The organism is Paraburkholderia sp. MPAMCS5, assembly GCF_036016995.1.
Lineage (GTDB): Bacteria > Pseudomonadota > Gammaproteobacteria > Burkholderiales > Burkholderiaceae > Paraburkholderia.
Window position 1 is genome coordinate 144,432 of record NZ_JAYXBK010000003.1, and the last position, 17,051, is coordinate 161,482.

The 17,051-nt window shown below is 65.7% G+C and carries 18 protein-coding genes; 6 read left to right on the forward strand and 12 right to left on the reverse strand.

Annotated elements, in window-relative coordinates; all coding sequences use genetic code 11:
- The first annotated feature begins 1 nt into the window (after window position 1).
- The 4 genes from VOM14_RS08250 to VOM14_RS08265 all read left to right on the forward strand — a co-directional run bounded on the left by VOM14_RS08250 (window position 2) and on the right by VOM14_RS08265 (window position 5,327).
- Window positions 2–937 carry a MaoC/PaaZ C-terminal domain-containing protein gene (locus tag VOM14_RS08250; RefSeq protein WP_327628239.1) on the forward strand — a complete coding sequence of 312 codons (936 nt, stop codon included), beginning with the start codon at window positions 2–4 and terminating at the stop codon, window positions 935–937.
- A gap of 105 nt (window positions 938–1,042) precedes the next feature.
- A complete protein-coding gene (locus tag VOM14_RS08255) occupies window positions 1,043–2,344 on the forward strand; it encodes an acetyl-CoA C-acetyltransferase (protein ID WP_327628240.1) in 1,302 nt (433 codons plus the stop codon).
- A 69-nt stretch (window positions 2,345–2,413) separates the two neighbouring features.
- On the forward strand, window positions 2,414–4,231 hold the full coding sequence (locus VOM14_RS08260; RefSeq protein ID WP_327628241.1) for an AMP-binding protein: 1,818 nt from the start codon (window positions 2,414–2,416) through the stop codon (window positions 4,229–4,231).
- A 217-nt stretch (window positions 4,232–4,448) separates the two neighbouring features.
- Window positions 4,449–5,327 carry a DUF1571 domain-containing protein gene (locus VOM14_RS08265; protein WP_327628593.1) on the forward strand — a complete coding sequence of 293 codons (879 nt, stop codon included), beginning with the start codon at window positions 4,449–4,451 and terminating at the stop codon, window positions 5,325–5,327.
- A 49-nt stretch (window positions 5,328–5,376) separates the two neighbouring features.
- On the opposite strand, the gene VOM14_RS08270 is transcribed toward VOM14_RS08265, so the two are convergent.
- From VOM14_RS08270 to VOM14_RS08290, 5 genes are read right to left on the reverse strand one after another with little or no spacing between them, the layout of a single operon-like run.
- The gene (locus VOM14_RS08270; protein WP_327628242.1) at window positions 5,377–5,787 is read right to left on the reverse strand and encodes a hypothetical protein; all 411 of its coding nucleotides are present in this window, start codon (window positions 5,785–5,787) and stop codon (window positions 5,377–5,379) included.
- A gap of 27 nt (window positions 5,788–5,814) precedes the next feature.
- Complete coding sequence (locus VOM14_RS08275; RefSeq protein ID WP_327628243.1) at window positions 5,815–7,392, reverse strand: FAD-binding oxidoreductase; 1,578 nt, start codon at window positions 7,390–7,392, stop codon at window positions 5,815–5,817.
- Between the two features lie 40 nt (window positions 7,393–7,432).
- Entirely contained in the window at window positions 7,433–8,308 is an 876-nt protein-coding gene (locus VOM14_RS08280; protein WP_327628244.1) for an anti-sigma factor, read from the reverse strand.
- Window positions 8,305–8,835 carry an RNA polymerase sigma factor gene (locus tag VOM14_RS08285; protein WP_327628245.1) on the reverse strand — a complete coding sequence of 177 codons (531 nt, stop codon included), beginning with the start codon at window positions 8,833–8,835 and terminating at the stop codon, window positions 8,305–8,307. Before VOM14_RS08285 ends, VOM14_RS08280 begins: the two co-directional genes overlap by 4 nt.
- Window positions 8,836–8,849: 14 nt before the next feature.
- Entirely contained in the window at window positions 8,850–8,999 is a 150-nt protein-coding gene (locus tag VOM14_RS08290) for a hypothetical protein (protein ID WP_327628246.1), read from the reverse strand.
- Between the two features lie 373 nt (window positions 9,000–9,372).
- Here VOM14_RS08290 and hfq point away from each other — a divergent pair, with 373 nt between their 5' ends.
- Window positions 9,373–9,843 (forward strand): RNA chaperone Hfq, encoded by a 471-nt coding sequence (hfq, locus tag VOM14_RS08295; protein WP_327628247.1) that lies wholly within the window; start codon window positions 9,373–9,375, stop codon window positions 9,841–9,843.
- Between the two features lie 40 nt (window positions 9,844–9,883).
- Here the strand turns inward: hfq and VOM14_RS08300 are convergent, their stop codons facing one another.
- The gene (locus VOM14_RS08300) at window positions 9,884–10,108 is read right to left on the reverse strand and encodes a hypothetical protein (RefSeq protein WP_327628248.1); all 225 of its coding nucleotides are present in this window, start codon (window positions 10,106–10,108) and stop codon (window positions 9,884–9,886) included.
- Window positions 10,109–10,405: 297 nt separating this feature from the next.
- On the opposite strand from VOM14_RS08300, the gene VOM14_RS08305 reads away from it, so the two are divergent.
- On the forward strand, window positions 10,406–10,618 hold the full coding sequence (locus VOM14_RS08305; RefSeq protein ID WP_327628249.1) for a hypothetical protein: 213 nt from the start codon (window positions 10,406–10,408) through the stop codon (window positions 10,616–10,618).
- Window positions 10,619–10,750: 132 nt separating this feature from the next.
- Here VOM14_RS08305 and VOM14_RS08310 read toward each other — a convergent pair whose 3' ends face one another.
- From VOM14_RS08310 to VOM14_RS08335, 6 genes are all read right to left on the reverse strand, one after another.
- Window positions 10,751–11,476: a DUF2968 domain-containing protein gene (locus VOM14_RS08310; RefSeq protein WP_327628250.1), complete on the reverse strand. Its 726-nt coding sequence runs from the start codon at window positions 11,474–11,476 to the stop codon at window positions 10,751–10,753.
- Window positions 11,477–11,525: 49 nt separating this feature from the next.
- Window positions 11,526–12,917: a sigma-54 dependent transcriptional regulator gene (locus VOM14_RS08315; RefSeq protein ID WP_327628251.1), complete on the reverse strand. Its 1,392-nt coding sequence runs from the start codon at window positions 12,915–12,917 to the stop codon at window positions 11,526–11,528.
- 10 nt (window positions 12,918–12,927) lie between these two features.
- Window positions 12,928–14,685: a TadG family pilus assembly protein gene (locus VOM14_RS08320; RefSeq protein ID WP_327628252.1), complete on the reverse strand. Its 1,758-nt coding sequence runs from the start codon at window positions 14,683–14,685 to the stop codon at window positions 12,928–12,930.
- Between the two features lie 64 nt (window positions 14,686–14,749).
- Complete coding sequence (locus VOM14_RS08325) at window positions 14,750–15,100, reverse strand: DUF3613 domain-containing protein (RefSeq protein ID WP_327628253.1); 351 nt, start codon at window positions 15,098–15,100, stop codon at window positions 14,750–14,752.
- Between the two features lie 26 nt (window positions 15,101–15,126).
- Window positions 15,127–15,975 carry a tetratricopeptide repeat protein gene (locus VOM14_RS08330; RefSeq protein ID WP_327628254.1) on the reverse strand — a complete coding sequence of 283 codons (849 nt, stop codon included), beginning with the start codon at window positions 15,973–15,975 and terminating at the stop codon, window positions 15,127–15,129.
- Between the two features lie 10 nt (window positions 15,976–15,985).
- Entirely contained in the window at window positions 15,986–17,041 is a 1,056-nt protein-coding gene (locus VOM14_RS08335; protein ID WP_327628594.1) for a type II secretion system F family protein, read from the reverse strand.
- Between the last annotated feature and the right edge of the window lie 10 nt (window positions 17,042–17,051).

Sequence of the window (17,051 nt, forward strand, 5' to 3'; positions counted from 1 at the left end):
CATGGACGATCCTCGTGATCCGTTCGGCGCGCATCGTGCCTCGAATCTCGCGCGGCACGACGCGGTCCGTCCGAAAACCGTCGTCGTCGAAACCTTGCCCGCGCCGGCGAAGCTGTATGCGCGCGCGCTGTCCGGCATCGTCAAGCGCGGACGTCCTCCGCAGTTGCCCGCGCTGCGCCTCGTGCGCCCCGCCGTGGCGCTCGATCCCGGCCCGGTCTGGCGCTATGCGCGCGTGTGCGGCTTCATTCCCGAGCACGGCGTGCCGCTGACGTATCCGCATCTGCTCGCGTTTCCGCTGCATCTGCTGATGCTGACCGATCCGGCGTTTCCATGGCCCGCCGTCGGCCTGTTGCATCTGGCGAATCACGTGCGCCTGCGGCGGCCGCTCGCGTATAAAGACCTGCTGCGCGTCGAAGTGGAATTCGGCGCGCTGCTGCGTCACGACAAGGGCCAGGCGTTCCTGCTGCACACACGCATCTACCGGCGCGGCGAAGCGGTGTGGGACGGCGACAGCGTCTACCTGAAGCGCGGCGTGCCGGCGAGCGGCGGGCATCTCGATCCGCTCGAAGTGGATACCGCCGCGTTGCAGCGCATGGCGCGCTGGCAACTCGCGCCGCAGCTCGGCCGCGATTACGCGAGCGTGTCGGGCGACTACAACCCGATCCATCTGAGCGCGCTGTCCGCGAAGGCATTCGGTTTTCCGCGCGCGATCGCGCACGGCATGTGGACGCTCGCGCGCGCCGCGTCGTCGTTGCAGCCGCCGAAGCCGCTCGCCGAAGCCACGCTCAGCGCCGAATTCAAGCTGCCGATGCCGCTGCCCGGCGAAGCTTCGTTGTGGAGCGCCGCGTCCTCGCTGATCGAACGCGATATGGAGGTGCGCGACATGGCCGGCGACAAGCCGCATTTGCGCGGCCGCATGCAATGGAGGCTGCAGTGAAGCCCGCAATGCAGCCTGGAACGCGGCGCGCGCGGCCCTGGCGATAGCGGCAGTCACATTGTTTCCACATCATCCTTTACACACAACAAGCCGAAGGAGCCGAGCATGTCCAACCCGCTGCCCGCCGTGCGCCGTGTCGCGATTATCGGCGGCAACCGTATTCCGTTTGCCCGCTCGAACACGGCGTATGCGACCGCGTCGAATCAGGACATGCTGACGTTCACGCTGCAAGGGCTGATCGACCGTTACGGCCTGCACGGCGAGCGTCTCGGCGAAGTCGCGGCGGGCGCCGTCATCAAGCATTCGCGCGACTTCAATCTCACGCGCGAGTCCGTGCTCTCCACCACACTCGCGAAGGAAACACCCGCGTACGATGTTCAACAGGCGTGCGGCACCGGCCTCGAAGCCGCGATTCTCGTCGCCAGCAAGATCGCGTTGGGCCATATCGACGCGGGCATCGCGGGCGGTGTCGATTCGACGTCCGACGCGCCCATCGGCGTGAACGAAAACATGCGCAAGATCCTGCTCGAAGCGAATCGCAGCAAAAGCGCGGGCCAGCGCGTCGGCGCATTGGCGAGGCTGCGGCCCGGCATGTTCTTCAAGCCGCTGCTGCCGCGCAATGGCGAGCCGCGCACCGGCCTGTCGATGGGCGAGCATTGCGAACTGATGGCCAAGCGCTGGAGCATCTCGCGCGAGGCGCAGGACGTGCTGGCCTACGAGAGTCATCGCAAGCTGGCTGACGCGTATGCGCGCGGCTTCGTCAACGACCTGATGACGCCGTATCGCGGCCTCGCGCGCGACAACAACCTGCGCGCCGATCTCACGCTCGAAAAGCTGGCTGCGCTCAAGCCCGCGTTCGACCGTGACGCGGGCACGCTGAGCGCGGGCAATTCCACGCCGCTCACCGACGGCGCGTCCGCCGTGCTGCTCGCGAGCGAGGAATGGGCGGCGCGCCGCGGGCTGCCGGTGCTCGCGTATCTCAGCTGGTCGGAGACCGCCGCCGTCGACTTCTTCGACAAGAAAGAAGGCCTGTTGATGGCGCCTGCCTACGCGGTGCCGCGCATGCTCGCGCGAGCCGGGCTGACCTTGCAGGACTTCGACTTCTACGAAATTCACGAAGCCTTCGCGGCGCAAGTGTTGTGCACGCTCGCGGCATGGCAGGATGACGAGTATTGCCGCGCGCAGCTCGGCCTCGATGGCCCGCTCGGCGCGATCGACCGCACCAGGCTGAATGTGAACGGCGGCTCGCTCGCCACGGGTCATCCGTTCGCGGCGACGGGCGCGCGGATCGTCGCGGGTCTTGCAAAAATGCTCGCGCAACTCGACAAACCGGCGGGCACCGCGCGCGGACTGATCTCGATCTGCGCGGCGGGCGGCCAGGGCGTCGTGGCGATAGTCGAGCGCTGAACATCAAGCGCTGAACGACACACGATCACTACACGAACAGATTCAAACCACGGCTTCAGGAGACGACCGATGATCCAGCCCACTCAAGCCTCGACACCGGCCTCGACACCGGCCTCGACACCAGCCTCGCCCGCGCATCCAGCACCTGATGCGCCTCATGCGGCTCTTGCGGCGCATGCGCCCAACACAGACGGCATCTGGTACGCGTCCTACCCCGACGGCGTGCCGCATGAAATCGACGTCGGCCAGTACGAATCCGTCGTGCAGTTCTTCGACGAATGCATCGCGCAGTTTCGCGAGCGCGTTGCGTACGTGAGCGTCGGCGCGAACATGACGTATGGCGAACTGGGCCGCAAGGCGACTGCGTTCGCCGCGTATCTGCAAAGCATCGGCGTGAAGCCGGGCGAGCGCGTCGCGATCATGCTGCCGAACACGTTTCAATATCCGGTGTCGCTGTTCGGCGTGCTGAAAGCCGGCGCCGTGGTGGTCAACGTGAATCCGCTCTACACCGTGCGCGAACTCGCGCATCAGTTGAAGGACAGTGGCGCGCAGACCATCATCGTGTTCGAGAACTTCGCGAAGACCGTGCAGGACGCGCTGCCGGGCACCAAGGTGCAGAACGTGATCGTGACCGGACTCGGCGACCTGCTCGCCGACGGCCTGAATCTCAAGGGGCGTCTGCTCAATTTCATGCTGCGTCACGTGAAGAAGATGGTGCCCGCGTATCACATGCCGCACGCGGTGCCGCTCCTGCAGGCGCTCGCCGTCGGCTATGCGCGGCCGCTTGCGCCGGTTCGTCCGACGCATCACGACATCGCGTTTCTTCAGTACACCGGCGGAACCACCGGCGTCGCGAAGGGCGCGATGCTCACGCACCGGAACATCATCGCCAATCTGCTGCAGGCGAAGGCGTGGTCCGAAGGCCAACTGAGCGGCGAGATCGAAACGGTGCTCACGCCGCTGCCGCTCTATCACATCTATTCGCTCACCGTGAACGCACTGATTTTCATGGGGCTGGGCGGGCGCAACATTCTGATCGCGAATCCGCGCGACATGAAACGCGTGATGATGATCATCCGTCACGAGAAATTTACCGGCATGACCGCGGTGAACACGCTCTACAACGCGTTTCTGGAGAACGAGGAATTCTGCAAGCGCGATTTCTCCGACCTCAAGCTCGCGATGGCGGGCGGCATGGCGACGCAAAAATCCGTGGCCGAGCGCTTCAAGGCTGTCACGGGCAAGCCCATTATCGAAGGCTACGGCTTGACCGAATGCTCGCCGATCGTGTCGATGAATCCCGTCGACATTTCCAATCTGCGTGATTTCGAAGGCTCGATCGGTTTGCCCGCGCCGTCCACGCAAGTGCGCTTCAGGAAAGACGACGGCACGTGGGCGAACATCGGCGAGGCGGGCGAGCTGTGCGTGATGGGACCGCAGGTCATGAAGGGCTACTGGAACCGGCCCGAGGAAACCGCGAAGGTGATCGACGGCGAAGGCTGGCTCGCAACCGGCGACATCGGCGTGATGGATTCGCGCGGCTTCATTCGCCTTATCGACCGGAAGAAGGACATGATCCTGGTGTCGGGCTTCAATGTCTATCCGAACGAAGTCGAAGATGTGATCGCCACGCACCCGGATGTGCGCGAAGTGGCTGCAATCGGTGTGCCCGACGCGACGCAGGGCGAGCGCGTGAAGGTGTTCGTTGTGAGGCGCAATCCGTCGCTCACCGCCGAGCAGGTGATCGCCCATTGCCGCAAGAACCTGACGGGCTACAAGGTGCCGAAGCTGGTCGAGTTCCGCGACGAACTGCCGCAAACGAACGTCGGAAAGATTCTGCGCCGCGCGCTGCGCGACGAGGAACTCGCGAAGCAAAACACTGCCTGACAGGCAAGGCGCTTGCTTGCTGTCTTGCGCCACCTTTCGGGAGAGATCGATGACGCACCGCCTGTTGGCATGCTTCCGCCTTATCCGTCTCATGCGGCTCGATGGCTGGGCCCGCGCTTGTATTTGCGCCTTGATTGGCGCCTTGATTGGCGCCTCGATCGACACCTTCGCGCCATCGCGCAAACCGCGCGGCGCCGCGCTGCTCGTCGGCGCGCTCATGACCGGCGCGATCGGCATGGCCACGTCGCCCGCCTTCGCGCAAAACGACGACAAGCCGCCTCCGCTCGAAACCGCGAGCGCGGTGAAAGCGCCCAGCACGCCCTCGGCGCAGGTCGGCAAACTCACGCTCGATCAGCAGGTGAAATGGCTGCGTGCCGCGCAACGAAGCGGCGCGCTCGCCCAGTTGAGCGACGACGATCTGGTCGCGCTTTTCAAGTCGCTCGATCCGCTCGCGTTGCCGCGCTACATCAAGGAAGGGCCGAACGGCTATGCATCGTATGAATTCACGATGTCGCGCTCGGAACGCATTCACGGCCAGTGGCCCGACAAGCCCGATCACATGCTCGTGCGAGTGGCTCACGATCCGCTGCGCATCTACGCGAAGTGGCTGCCCGACGGCGCGCGCGCGGGCCAGGAAATCATCTACGACGAATCGAAGCGCACCGATGAAATGTACGGGCATCTTGGCGGCATCATGAACGTGATGCCGCTATGGACGTCGCTGACCGGCGCCCTCGCCCGCTCGCAATCGAATCACAACGTGCGCGATCTCGGCACCGAGTACATCGCGCAGCAATACCTGAGCGAAGGCAAAAAATACATCGCGGCGGGCTTGCCGCGCTCCACGCAGGTGGAAGTGAAAACGATCGACGGCGTGCGCGTGGTCGCGTTCACTTTCGAAACGCCGACCGGTCAGCCGCAGTTCTACGCGAAGAAAGAAACACTCGGGCTCGATTTGCGGCATCCGTATTTCCGCACGATCGAGTCTTATGGCAACGACGGCCAGATCTTCGAGAAGATCGTCTTTGAAACCATCACGCCGAAAACGTTCGACGATTCGACTTTCGATCCGAAAAACAGCGCGTATAAGTTCTAGCGCGCGCTAACGTCTCGCTCTAAGGTCTTTTAACGTCTTCCAACGTCTTCTAGCGCGGTGCGAATACGAAGCTCACGGGCGCGGATCGCGCGTCCTGCTCGTGACTGTGTTCGAGCCGGTGTGTCGTGCGCGTGGCTAGCTCTTTCAGCACGAAGTAATCGGACGCGCGCGTGACGCCGATGAGCCAGGGCCTTCTCCAGGAAATGCCGCCAGGATTCGCCAATGCGCTCAGCAGCGGTAACAGCGTCGTGTGCCATAACACGCCGATGTCGTTGCCGGTGTCGAAGGTCGGCACGTTCATCGCCACCGCGTAGCGGGCGAACGCCGCGCTGAACGGCAGCGTGGAATCGGCAATCGCGAAGGTCTCGCCGCTCGCGCCCGGTTGCGCGAGCCAAGGCCACGCGCCGCCCGCCGCGGTGGTGAGCCATGCACTCGTCATCATGAAAGCGCGCCGGTCCATTGCCTGGTTCTCCTTGACTGAGCTGACTCATGTATAGCCGCGCCGGTCGCGCCACGCCGCCGGCCAGATGCCCTGCTTGCCCGGCGCGAGAATGCCGTTCGGGTCGAGCGCGTCCTTGATCGTTTCGGAGAGCCGCAACAACGCGCCGTCGTTGAAGCTATATTGCGCGGCGGCGAAATCCATATACGCGAGATGCGCGCGATATTCGCCGTAGCCGGCCGCGCGCGCATCGCTCATCAGCGAGCGCAATAGCGCGCCGGCCGCTTCGACCTGGTTTGCGTCGCCGCGATCGAAAATCGCCGCGAAAATGTGATGCAGATGACGCACGCCCGCAGTGAAACCGCCGTAATAATCAAAGCCATATTCCGCCGCGCGCGCCTTCACCATGAAGTATTGACGCAGCGCGTCGCGCCCGGTCGCGGGACACACCGGCGCGAAGTCCACGTGCGCGCCCGCGCCGCCGCGCCAGTCGAGCATGCGAAACGCGGCCATCGACGGAATGCCGGCCAGGTTGCGGTCGCCGCCGGCGGTGGGTTCGGCATCGCCCGCATAACGCTTCGCGAAGCGCCGCGCTTGCGGCACGTGCGCAAACGCGCGCTCGATGATCGCGTAGCGCGCGTCGATCAGCTCGGGCGTGCCGTACAGCGCGAAATGCAGGTTCCAGCGGCCGACGTTCAGCTTGTCGAGCATGGCGGCGATGGCGCTCTCGGGCATCGCGCCGGGACCGTCATACCACTGCGCGCGCGCCGACAATCCCGCCGCGCGGCGCAAGCCGCCCTCGATCACCGCGTGGTTGCCCAACGTTGCGTCGAGCCGCAACGGCCGCACGATTTCGACGATGGCTTCGAGATCCGCTTCATGACGAAACTGGATTTCGCCGAGCAGATACGCGCTCGGCGCGGGCATGAGCCACACACCGAGCTTCGTGACGACGCCGTAGTTCGACTGCATGAACATCGCGTCGAATGAAGGCCCGTAACCCGGCCGGTAAAGCTGCCATGCCGTGCTCGTGTCGATCGCGCCCATCCCGGTGCGCACGATGTCGCCGTTGGCAAGCACCACTTCCATCCCGCATTGCGTGGCCGCGTGATCGCCGTAGTCGGTGTAGCCGAAGCCGCGCTCCAGCGTATTGCCGACCACGCTGCCCCAGCCGGCCGCCGGCGGATCGACCCAGAGCCGGTAGCCCTTCGCGCGCAAATGCGCGTGCAGATCGAAGTAGCTCACGCCCGGCTCGACGAGCGCATAAGCAAGCGTCTCGTTCACTTCGATAATGCGGTTCATCCGTTGCAGATCGAGCACGACCGAACCCGCGAGACGCGGCGCGGCGCCGCCGTACGCGAAGTTGCGTCCGGTGGAAACGGTCCACAACGGAATGCGGAATTGATTGGCCACGCGCAGCACCGCGCGGATTTCTTCGACGGATGCGGGCAGCAGCGCGGCGCTCGCCGAAAACGCCTCGCGCTCGCCGGGCGCGAACGGATCGAGATAGACGGCGAGCCCGGCCGTGGAAGTCACCACGTGCGGATCGCCGAGCGTGGCGCGCCACGCGGCGAGCGCGCGGTCGAACTGTGCGGCGGTGACTTCCGGCGGCAGGCTGCGGGTCAAGTGCCCTCCTTGCAACGGGTTGGGACGCGACGCGCCGCCGCTACTGCCACGCCTCCGGCTTGCCGCCGAGCGCGCTGCACACGTCGACGGCGATCGAGCGCAACTTGCCTTCCGCGATCGGCCCGGACAACGCGTAGCCCATGCCGTCGCTGATCCAGTAGAAGGTGCGCCGGTTGCCGTCGCGAAAGAGCCGGAACGCGTTTTCGTCGCGCGCGGTGCCGGTCACGTACAGCGTGAGCCGCGCGCCCGCCCGGTTCTCGTACATGAACTGCGCGGCCGGTCCGGCTTCGCCGGGCAACAGCCGGCCGCCCACGAGCGAATAACCGTACTCCTGCAACGAAGGCACGGAAAGCGGCCGGTTCAGACGTTTGGAGAGCCAGTTGATCAGATGCTCTTCCTCGCTCGCCGCAACTTCCACCGGATGACGCCGCTCCGGCGTGTAGACCGCGTACGCGACATCGGCGCGCTCCGCGAAGCTCGGCGGCCGCGCGCCGAGACCATTCCACGCGCCGCCCGTCAGACGCGGCGCGAGCGGACCCAAAGCAAGCGCGAGCCCCGCGCCCGCCGCGAGCCAGCACGCCGCGACGCCCACGCGCTGCCACCACGGCGTGCGCGGACGCAAGACGATGACACCGGGTTCATGGGCCTCGTGGCGTTCATGGGCTTCGTCGAGCCCGGTTGCGTTCGCATGCTCGTTGCGACCGTCGCGCGACTCGGCATGCGGCGCGTCGCACAGCGCCCGCAGCGCGGCCTTTTGCGCGCGCCATGCTGCGACGCGCGCGGCGGCTTGCGGATGCTGCGCCAGCAGCGCCGCGATGCGCGCACGCTCCTCATCCGTCACTTCGCCGTCGACGAACGCCGACAGCGCTCGCAGATCCACCCCGTCGGGCAAGCTGGCATCGTGGTCGTTATTCATCGCGGATTTCTCACTACTTTTAACGGCGGCGCCTTGCGCGCAGGCTCCTTCGAGGGCGCTTCCAGCAGCGTGCGCAGATGCTCGCGGGCGCGCGACAGACGCGACATCACGGTGCCCACCGGCACGCCGAGCGCCTTCGACGCCTCCTGATACGTCAGTTCCTCCACGCAGACGAGCAGCAGCACTTCGCGCTGCTCGAGCGGCAGGCAATACAGCGCGCGCTGAAGATCGCGCAACACGAGCCCGTCCACCTCGCGTTGCGGCGCTTCGAGATTGCGCCACGGGGCGCTTTCATCGTCGACAGCGATCTCGCGGCGGCCGCGCAACTGATCGATATAAAGATGCCGCAGGATGGTGAGCAGCCACGCGCGCAGATTGCTGTTGGGCCGGAACGCCGACCAGCGCGCGAGCGCGCGCTCCGCCGTATCCTGCACGAGGTCGTCGGCCCATGCGCGGTCGCCCGTCAGTGCCCGCGCGTAGCGGCGCAACTGCGGGAGCCACGAAATCACTTCCGCTTCAAAGCTCACGCGGTGAGCAACGCTCAGTAGCCGCCGCCACTGCCGCTGCCGCTGCCGCCGCTCGAGTTCGACGCGCCGCTGTCGGTCGCGGACGTGCAGGCGCTCGTGGCGAGCGAGCCCAACGCGAGGGCGAGCAGCATGAAGATGGCGGAAAGAATGCGGGATACTTTCATATGAGTCTCCGCTGCAAGAGAGTGCGGGTCGGCGCGCGCCAACACCGGCGAACCAGAAACCCGGCCGCGCGCACGAGGGCGCGCACTGAACGGGTCGATACCTGACTTAACGCACGCGCACAGCGATTTATTCCACCGATGCTTCATGCGCCGCGCCGGCTTTTTCCGCCATCCACGGCCCGGACGGCGCGATGTGGCCGAAGGAGCCAGGCAATCGTCGGCTGATTTCGTAACTCAAAGTTACAGTCAAAAGTTATCAGGTGCTTATGTGGGCGCAAGCCGTTATAGTGGACCCAGTTCGCCCCTCGACGCGTTCTGCCCCCACACAGGGTAGAATCGCGGCGAACAACCGTCTTTCTAACCTGAATTGTCCATGGCTTCCGCAGAATCGCATCCGCAAAACGACTTCATGAACGCCGCGCGCAAAGAACGAAAGCGCGTTGAGATCTATCTCGTCAACGGCATTCGCCTGACCGGCTGCATCGAGTCGTTCGACCAATACCTCGTGATGCTGCGCACGCCCGTCGGCCTGCAAGGCATCTACAAGCGCGCCATTTCGACGATCCAGCTCGATACCGGAACCCGCCCGGCGCCGCGCGCGGGCCGCCCCTCGCATGGCGAACACACCACGCGCGGGCCGCATGGCTCGCGTGAACCGCGCGAGCATCGGGAATCACGCGATTCTCGCGAATCGTACGGCACGCCCTCGTCCGAGCGGCCCGCGACGGAGCGCAGCAGTTCATCGGATGCGCCGGTGGTCGTGACACGCCGGCGGCGTCTGTTCGGCACGGGTGGCGACGGTGGCAACCACGGCGGCAACCACGGCAACGGCAACCAGGAATAAGCACTGATCCGCGGCCCTCGCCTGCCGCAGCGGCTTCCGGTCACTCCGCGAGAGGACCGAGCCGCTGCAGAATTTTCTCTACCCGCACCACCTGCTGTTCTGTCAGTTCAAATCCGCATTTAACCGCCAACACGCGCCGCCGCCAATAGACGGCATCCAGCATGCGTTGCGCCGGTTGTCTTGTTGCCCATTCCAGATGCGTCAACTCCGCTTCCACCACGTGTGAAGCGTTGACCCGCTTCGGGCGCACGGCTTTCCTGTTCATGGTCTTCGCAGCCTCGTTCGGCGATTCTCTGCGCGCCCCTCCCAAGCTCGACGATGCAGGTTCGCGGCAGACGGTGTGATGGCCGACTCACGCAGCCGGCAATTGGTTTTCGTCTTGCGCACCGCATTCCTGCGACACACGAAGAACGAGCCAACGGGTTTACGTTTTAAGTCATTCTTTTATTCCGAAGCGGCGCTGGCCGGTATCGGCGCGCGGCGTCCTACGCCGTTCGGCCGATGTTGGATATCGAGTGTTTGCGCTATGCTGAATCGTCGATTGGGTTCACAGGAGTCTGTCATGACGAGCAAAAAGCACACTGGCACGCCACCCGCTGAAGAGCAGCCCGACGCTGACTCGACCGAAAGCCGGCTCGACGAGGCGCTGGAAGAAAGCTTCCCCGCCAGCGATCCCATCGCGGTGCACGAAGCCAAGCAGGAAGCCAAGCACGACGCAAAGCCACCGCGCGAGCAGAAAAAGGAACAGCCGGAGGGAGAAAAGAAGCGGCGTTAGCGCGGCGGATGCTGCGCGGCGGATAGTGAACGGTATGGAATTGCCGCTTGGGCAATGCGTCGAGCTGAATGAGCCGGGCGGCGCTTGCAGAAACGCCGCCCGGCTCAAGTCGAGGCCGTCAGGGCGACGGCATCAATGCGCGGGCAAGCCGCTTTCCAGTTGCCGCTGCAACTCGCGCACCTGGCGCTGCGCGGCTTGCAGCTGCGCCTGCGCGGCCGTCTTTTGCTGAGCGAGCGCCACGGCTTCGGCGCGGGTTTGCTCCTGCTGGTTCGCCACAATGGTCTGCTGTTGACGCGCGACATCGAGGTCGGCTTGCAGACGGTTCGCACGGCTTTGCGACAACGCGATCATGCGATCCGTGAACGCCTTCTGCGCTTCGAGCTGCGTGCGGCGAATTTCCACATCCGACAGTTGCGCAGTCTGACGAGCGAAATCGCGGTAGATCATTTCTGCGCGCGCGGCGTCCTGTGTCTTGATCACGCGCCAGAAGTTCTTCTGCTGGAACAGCGCGACGTAGTAGGTCATTTCCTTGCCGTGGAACAGCAGGCTTGCGCCATAACTGCCGTTGTATGTGGTGCGCAGTTCGCTCAGGTCCGAGCCTTTGATCATCTGCTGCAATTCCGCGACGTTCCCCGCGGCCGATTGCCCGGCTTCCTCGGGCGTCAGCGCGGCGCTCTGCGCCGGGGCCGCTTGCAACGGCTGCGAGGTGGCCGGCAGCGCCGTTGCCGTAGCGGCCTGAGACACCACGCCGCCCGTTGCGTTGTTCTCAGGCCGGGCCTGTGCATGCGCGCCTTGTACAACCCCCAACGCCACGATCGCGGCGACGGCGATCTGTCGTAGTTTTGACTTTCGGTCCATGTATTTCCTGCTTCAACAATTTTTGTTTTAGTTCCTGATCATCTCATTATTACTCACTTTCGCGGCTTTCGGGCTCCTCGTCGAAAATTTGATACTTGCGCATTTTTTCCCACAAAACCTTGCGGCTGATGCCCAGATAAAGCGCCGTGTCCTGACGCCGCCAACTGTTCGCGTCGAGCGCGGCGATCACGCGGTTGCGCTCGGCCATGTCCCATTTGCTGCGATCCACCAGCACCTCGGCCGCGCTCTCGGCCGGTACCGGCTGACTGCTGCGGGCGAGCGCAAGCAGACGGTGCAGGCGCGCGGCATCCCACGCGCCGACCTGGCGAACCGTCACGCCGATCCGCTCGGCCAGGTTGCGCAGCTCGCGCACATTGCCGGGGAAATAGGTATCGGCGACGGCGTCCGCGAGCCAGTACGGCAGATCGGGCAGATCCGCGAGCCGCGCCGGGCCCACCACCTGCGCGATGAGCGCCTTGAAGATCGCGATCTTGTCGACAGCGCCCCGCTCTTCCAGCGACGGAATCTTCAACTCGATCACCGCCAGCCGGTAATAGAGATCGGCTCGAAACGCACCGCCCTTCACGAGTTGCGGCAGATGCTTGTTGGTCGCCGCCACGAGACGGAAATCGAGCTTCACGGGCGTCGCCGAGCCGATCCGCGTGACCGCGCTGTCTTCGAGCACGCGCAGCAGCTTCACCTGCTGGTAGAGCGGTAAATCGCCGATTTCGTCGAGGAACAGCGTGCCGCCGTCGGCTTGCTCGAAGTAGCCCTTGTGCGCGAGCACCGCGCCGGTGAACGAGCCCTTCGAGTGGCCGAAAAAGAGCGATTCGAAGAGGCCGTCCGGAATCGCACCGCAGTTCACCGCGACGAACGGGCCCTTGCCGTAGCGGCTGTGTTTTTCGTGCAGCAGTTGCGCAATGCGCTCCTTGCCGACGCCCGTCTCGCCATGCACGAGCACGCTCGTGTCGCAGTCGGCGAACGTGTCGACTTCGTGCAGCAGGCCCTGCATGCACTCCGAGTTGGCAATGAGCGCATCCGACTCGTGCGTCTTCGCGCTATGCGCGCGCATTTGCAGCATGAGCTTCGTCACCATGCCGCGCAACTCGGCGCAGGTGAAGTCGAGCGGCAGGATGTGTGAATACTCGGCCGGATACACGGCGGGGTCGCGCTCGCGCGGCGCGGCGCCCACCCACACGACCGGGATGCCGCACGCGGCCTGCCAGTCGCGCAGAATCAGCGCGCCGCTGTCGATCACCGAGACGCTGATGATCGCAAGCGACGGGCGCTGCGCGCTCCGCTCGGGCGAGATCGCAATGTCGTCCGCGCGGATCACTTCGACGTCGAAGCTGGCCATGCAGCGCGCGACCCGGTCGACGATGTCGGCCTTGCCCTCCCAGACGTAGATATCGAGTTCCTCGATTTTGGTGGTGGTTCTCATGGTGGCCGAATCAATAAACCAGTTGTGCCTGACCGCAGGCAAGTCCGAGATCATGGACCGTACTCACGCCGATCTGCACCCCGAGGAGTTGCAACAGCGGAACGAGAAGCAGGTCGAGCGAATTCAGAATGGGCTTGAGCAACTTTGCGAGCGCTTGTAAAAGCGGCGCGGCAATGTCCGTGATGTCGAGGCCGAGCGCGCTCGCCTGCATCGAGTTCGCGAGCCCGCCGGCGAGCTGACTGACGAGCCCGCCTGCCGCCGAGCCGAGGCCGTTGGTGTCGGTGCTCTGGTAGTCGTCGCTGTCGCCGCTCACGTTGTCGAATCTGAAGACGGTCGGCTGCGGCGGCTGCAAGCTCAGATTGAAGCCGTTTGCCGGAGATCGACTGCCCACGGAAACATCGATCGCATTCAGACTCAAGAGCGGCACGCTGACCGATGTCAACGGCGCGGGTTGCGAGCACGCGGTGGGCGCCGCGGTGTTCGCGAAGTTGCCCGACGCGTCGCCGCCCACGCAGAGCGCGGCGACGCCGGGCGTCGCCGCAATCCAGCTATAGCTGGTGGATTTCTGCGTCGAACATTGCGTGCTTTGCAGATCGGCCGTGCCCGGCGCGACTTCGAGATAGATTGGCAAATCCAGCAGGCTCACATTGACGAGCGAAGGGAATCCCGCGCCGAGATCCAGATTCGCGTTGACCAGTCGCAGCTTCAGATACACCTGCACCGACGCCGAATGCGCGCTCGTGCGATACGTGCCGTCCGGGTAAGTGCCGGCCTCGCCGACCGCGATCACCGGCGGCTTCAGAATCCGCGCCTGCGCCGTCACGCTCGCGACCGGACTCAGATCGAGCGCGGCGCCCAGGTCCACCGCGGACGTGCCATGCGCGATCTCGGCGGCCACCATCAGCGCGTCGAGTGCATTGACGGTGGCCGAGGCCGCCGCTTCAGGATTCGCGAGACCGATGGCGAGCAACCCGCTCGTGCTCGCCGTGTTGCCGAGGTTGATCGCCGTCGTGCCCGCCGACGCGCTCGCAATCGTGTTCAGTCCGCTGATCGCGCTCGCGCTCGCCACGCTGCCTTGCGCGAGCGCGGTGGCCATCGCGGAGGCGAGCTGTCCGAGCGTGACCTGCGTCTGCAACAATTGCGACATCGAGCCGACGCCCAGGGCCGCCGCGAGATCGGAGAGCTTCACCTGGGCGGTGGCGAGCCCCTGGTACGACGCCACGTCGAGATTCAGACTGGTGTCGAGCAAACCGTTCAGCAGGCCGTTGACGAGACCGCCCGACAGCCCCGCCACCGACGTGCTCACCGAAAACGAACGAATATTGGTGGCTTGGGCCACGGCGCTCGCCGACAGCTCGCGCGTCTGGCCGATCAGGAACAGGAACGGCACGGGCCGGCTCACCACCACCTGCAATGCGTTGAGCGGCGTGCCCGACGCGACGAAATACGACTGCCCGGCATTCGCTGACGGGTCCCATCGTCCGCACGTGGCCGCGACCGTGCCGTCGCCGGGCAAGCCGTTGGCGGCGGCGTTCAGTTGCGCCGAACCGGCCGCCGCCGCGCAGCCGCCCGCGCTGCCGATCAGTTGCACACCGGCTGCCGCGGCGAGGTCGGCGGTGCGCTGCAAGTCGCGGCGCGCGTAGAAGAAGTGGCCGATATCGATCGCGCCGAGCGCCACGACCGCGAGGCTGACCCACACCGCCGCCAGCAAGGCGATCGCGCCGCGCTGCGGGCGCGCGGCGCGAGCGATGGCCGCGCCACGGCGCATGCGCGAATCGCGCCGGGTGTGACAAATTCGCCGGGTGCGACGGCTTGAGCACATCTCATGCATGTCAGTTCTGCGGCAACTGACCGGTGATGCCCGCGCCCTGGCCGCCGCTGCCCTGGCTCAACGCCGAGCCGTACAGATCGGGAATTTTCGAGTTGAACGACTGCATATAGCGCCGGTACGCGAGCCCCGCCTCTTCGCCGGACATCGGCTGGACGGGCGCTGCCTGGGCATTGCTGCGCTGAAGTTCGAGCCATGCTGAGGTCGAGTGTCCGACCTCGCTCACGGCAACGGTCTGCGAGTCCGCCGCCGGTGTCTGTGCGCCTACGTTCGCGGCTGCGCCGCCCGCGAGCGCGAGCAGCGCGACGCGCGCAGCAAGCCGCCACCAGATGCCATTCGTTTCGTTGTTTTTCACGCTTTCCCCTGCGGCCACGCCGCCCTTTATTGCGCGAACCGTTGCAACAGACGCTGCGCCGGTTCCATCACGTTTTGCGTGCTCGCGACCGTGCCCGCCGGCGTCGTATGCGAGCCATGCGGCAGCCGCCCGCCAGGCGCGGCCAGGCGCGTGGCGGCGGCGACTTTCGCCGCGTCGCTGCGAATCGCCGCGCGGATATCCGGTGCGAACTTCTGCTGGTTCATCAGCGCCTGCGCGTCCTTGGCCTGCCCGTCGGCCAGCAGAAAGAGCGCGATATTGCTGACGATCTTCGGGTTCGCCGAATCGAGTTCCGCGGCTTTCATCAACGGCACGCGCGCGCCCGCGATGTCGCCCGCGCGCAGACGCGCGTAGCCGAGATCGGACAGCACGGACGGATCGGTCGGCGCGAGTTGCGCGGCCTGTTGCAGCTCGCTGGCCGCGCCGCCGAAATCGCCCTGTCCGCCCGCGAGCAAACCCAGCCCGCGATGACCGCGCGACGCCAGCGGCGTCTGCAACAACCGCGCGTAAGCCGACGCGCTCGCCTCGGGCTGATCGGTCATGCGCAGCGCGTCCGCGCGCAGCAGGATCGAATCGGGCGTCGCGCCGTACTGTTTCTCATAGGCGTCGATATGCGCGAGCGACGCGAAGTACAAGCCTTGCGACTGCATCCGGCCGATCAGGCCGAGATACATGCCGGGCGTGTCGGGCGCGGGATCGCGACTGGCCTGCTGCATCATGGCCTGACGCTCGGCCTGCGGGCCGACGCCATAGCCGGATTCCTTGAATGCGCACGCGCCGAGCAGCGCGAGCGCCAGCGCCGCGCCCACGCAACGCAGCGTGCGCGCGGGATGTTTCGGTATCTTGATCAATTTCATCGTCCTATCCTTACCGATGCATCGCCTTCAGCGAGTGAGACACCGAGAGCACGCCCGGCCCCGCTGTGACGATCATCAGCGCCGGAAGCAGTGTCAGGATCATCACGCCGGTCATCTTCACGGCCATCCGGCCAATGCGTTCGCGCAGCATCGCGCGGCGCGTTTCGCGCAGCCGGTCGCCGAACTGCTTGAGCGGTTCCTGCACCGCGCCGCCGTGCCGGTCCACCTGGATCAGCAGACGCACCACGGCGCGCAAGTCCTCGTTCCCGAAACTCGATGCCAGCCGCGACAGCGACTGCTCGCGCGTGCGGCCCGCCGCGAACTGGCGCTGGGCGATTTCGAGTTCGCTCGACAGCACCGGCAACACGCCGCGAAAATCGTTGACCATTACCTGAAGGCTTTGATCGAGCGAGAGGCCCACGCCTTGCAGCAGCCGCAACAGGTCAACGAGCATCGGCAGTTCGTCGACCACGGCGCCGCGCCGCGCCGCCGCGCGTCTGCGCAACACCACTTTGGGCGCCATCACGCCGCAGACGAACGCGACGATGACGACCAGCAGATAGCGCGGACCGTCGACGTGCGCGCGCCCGAGCGCGGCGGCGAGGAGCGGCAACACGATCGCGCCGGCCATCCGCGCGATCAGGAACAGTCCGCGCGCGCGAGCATCGACGAAACCGCATTGCTCCAGCAGCAGCCGGTCTTCCTGCGCGACGACCTGGCGCCCGATCGAGGTGTCCAGCCAGCGGCTGCCGGCGTCGGCGCAACGTTCGAGCAAGCCCCGCATGCCGCTCGCGCGCGCGCCACCCGGCGCACGGGACGCAGCGGATGCATGAGCCGCATCGGGAACATGGCCCGCGCCATTGACGCCTGTCACGCCATTGACGCCTGTCACGCCGCGCGCCGCTGCCGCCGCCGCGCCTTGCAACGCGCGCGCGTCCAGTGCATGCGCGAGCGTGCGGGCGCTGCGGCGCGCGGCGGCCAGACGCGCGATCAGCATCCCCGCAAGCAGCAGCACGCCGGCAGCCGCGAGCACGAGAGCAAGCGCGAGAAGCTGGGTCGGCTGCATCGTCATCCTC

Bases quoted from the DNA above. Each gene is read 5' to 3' on its own strand.
- VOM14_RS08250 (WP_327628239.1), top strand. From the start codon at position 2: ATGGACGATCCTCGTGATCCGTTCGGCGCGCATCGTGCCTCGAATCTC.
- VOM14_RS08255 (WP_327628240.1), top strand. From the start codon at position 1,043: ATGTCCAACCCGCTGCCCGCCGTGCGCCGTGTCGCGATTATCGGCGGC.
- VOM14_RS08260 (WP_327628241.1), top strand. From the start codon at position 2,414: ATGATCCAGCCCACTCAAGCCTCGACACCGGCCTCGACACCGGCCTCG.
- VOM14_RS08265 (WP_327628593.1), top strand. From the start codon at position 4,449: ATGACCGGCGCGATCGGCATGGCCACGTCGCCCGCCTTCGCGCAAAAC.
- VOM14_RS08270 (WP_327628242.1), bottom strand. From the start codon at position 5,787: ATGGACCGGCGCGCTTTCATGATGACGAGTGCATGGCTCACCACCGCG.
- VOM14_RS08280 (WP_327628244.1), bottom strand. From the start codon at position 8,308: ATGAATAACGACCACGATGCCAGCTTGCCCGACGGGGTGGATCTGCGA.
- VOM14_RS08290 (WP_327628246.1), bottom strand. From the start codon at position 8,999: ATGAAAGTATCCCGCATTCTTTCCGCCATCTTCATGCTGCTCGCCCTC.
- hfq (WP_327628247.1), top strand. From the start codon at position 9,373: ATGGCTTCCGCAGAATCGCATCCGCAAAACGACTTCATGAACGCCGCG.
- VOM14_RS08300 (WP_327628248.1), bottom strand. From the start codon at position 10,108: ATGAACAGGAAAGCCGTGCGCCCGAAGCGGGTCAACGCTTCACACGTG.
- VOM14_RS08305 (WP_327628249.1), top strand. From the start codon at position 10,406: ATGACGAGCAAAAAGCACACTGGCACGCCACCCGCTGAAGAGCAGCCC.
- VOM14_RS08310 (WP_327628250.1), bottom strand. From the start codon at position 11,476: ATGGACCGAAAGTCAAAACTACGACAGATCGCCGTCGCCGCGATCGTG.
- VOM14_RS08315 (WP_327628251.1), bottom strand. From the start codon at position 12,917: ATGAGAACCACCACCAAAATCGAGGAACTCGATATCTACGTCTGGGAG.
- VOM14_RS08320 (WP_327628252.1), bottom strand. From the start codon at position 14,685: ATGCGCCGTGGCGCGGCCATCGCTCGCGCCGCGCGCCCGCAGCGCGGC.
- VOM14_RS08330 (WP_327628254.1), bottom strand. From the start codon at position 15,975: ATGAAATTGATCAAGATACCGAAACATCCCGCGCGCACGCTGCGTTGC.
- VOM14_RS08335 (WP_327628594.1), bottom strand. From the start codon at position 17,041: ATGCAGCCGACCCAGCTTCTCGCGCTTGCTCTCGTGCTCGCGGCTGCC.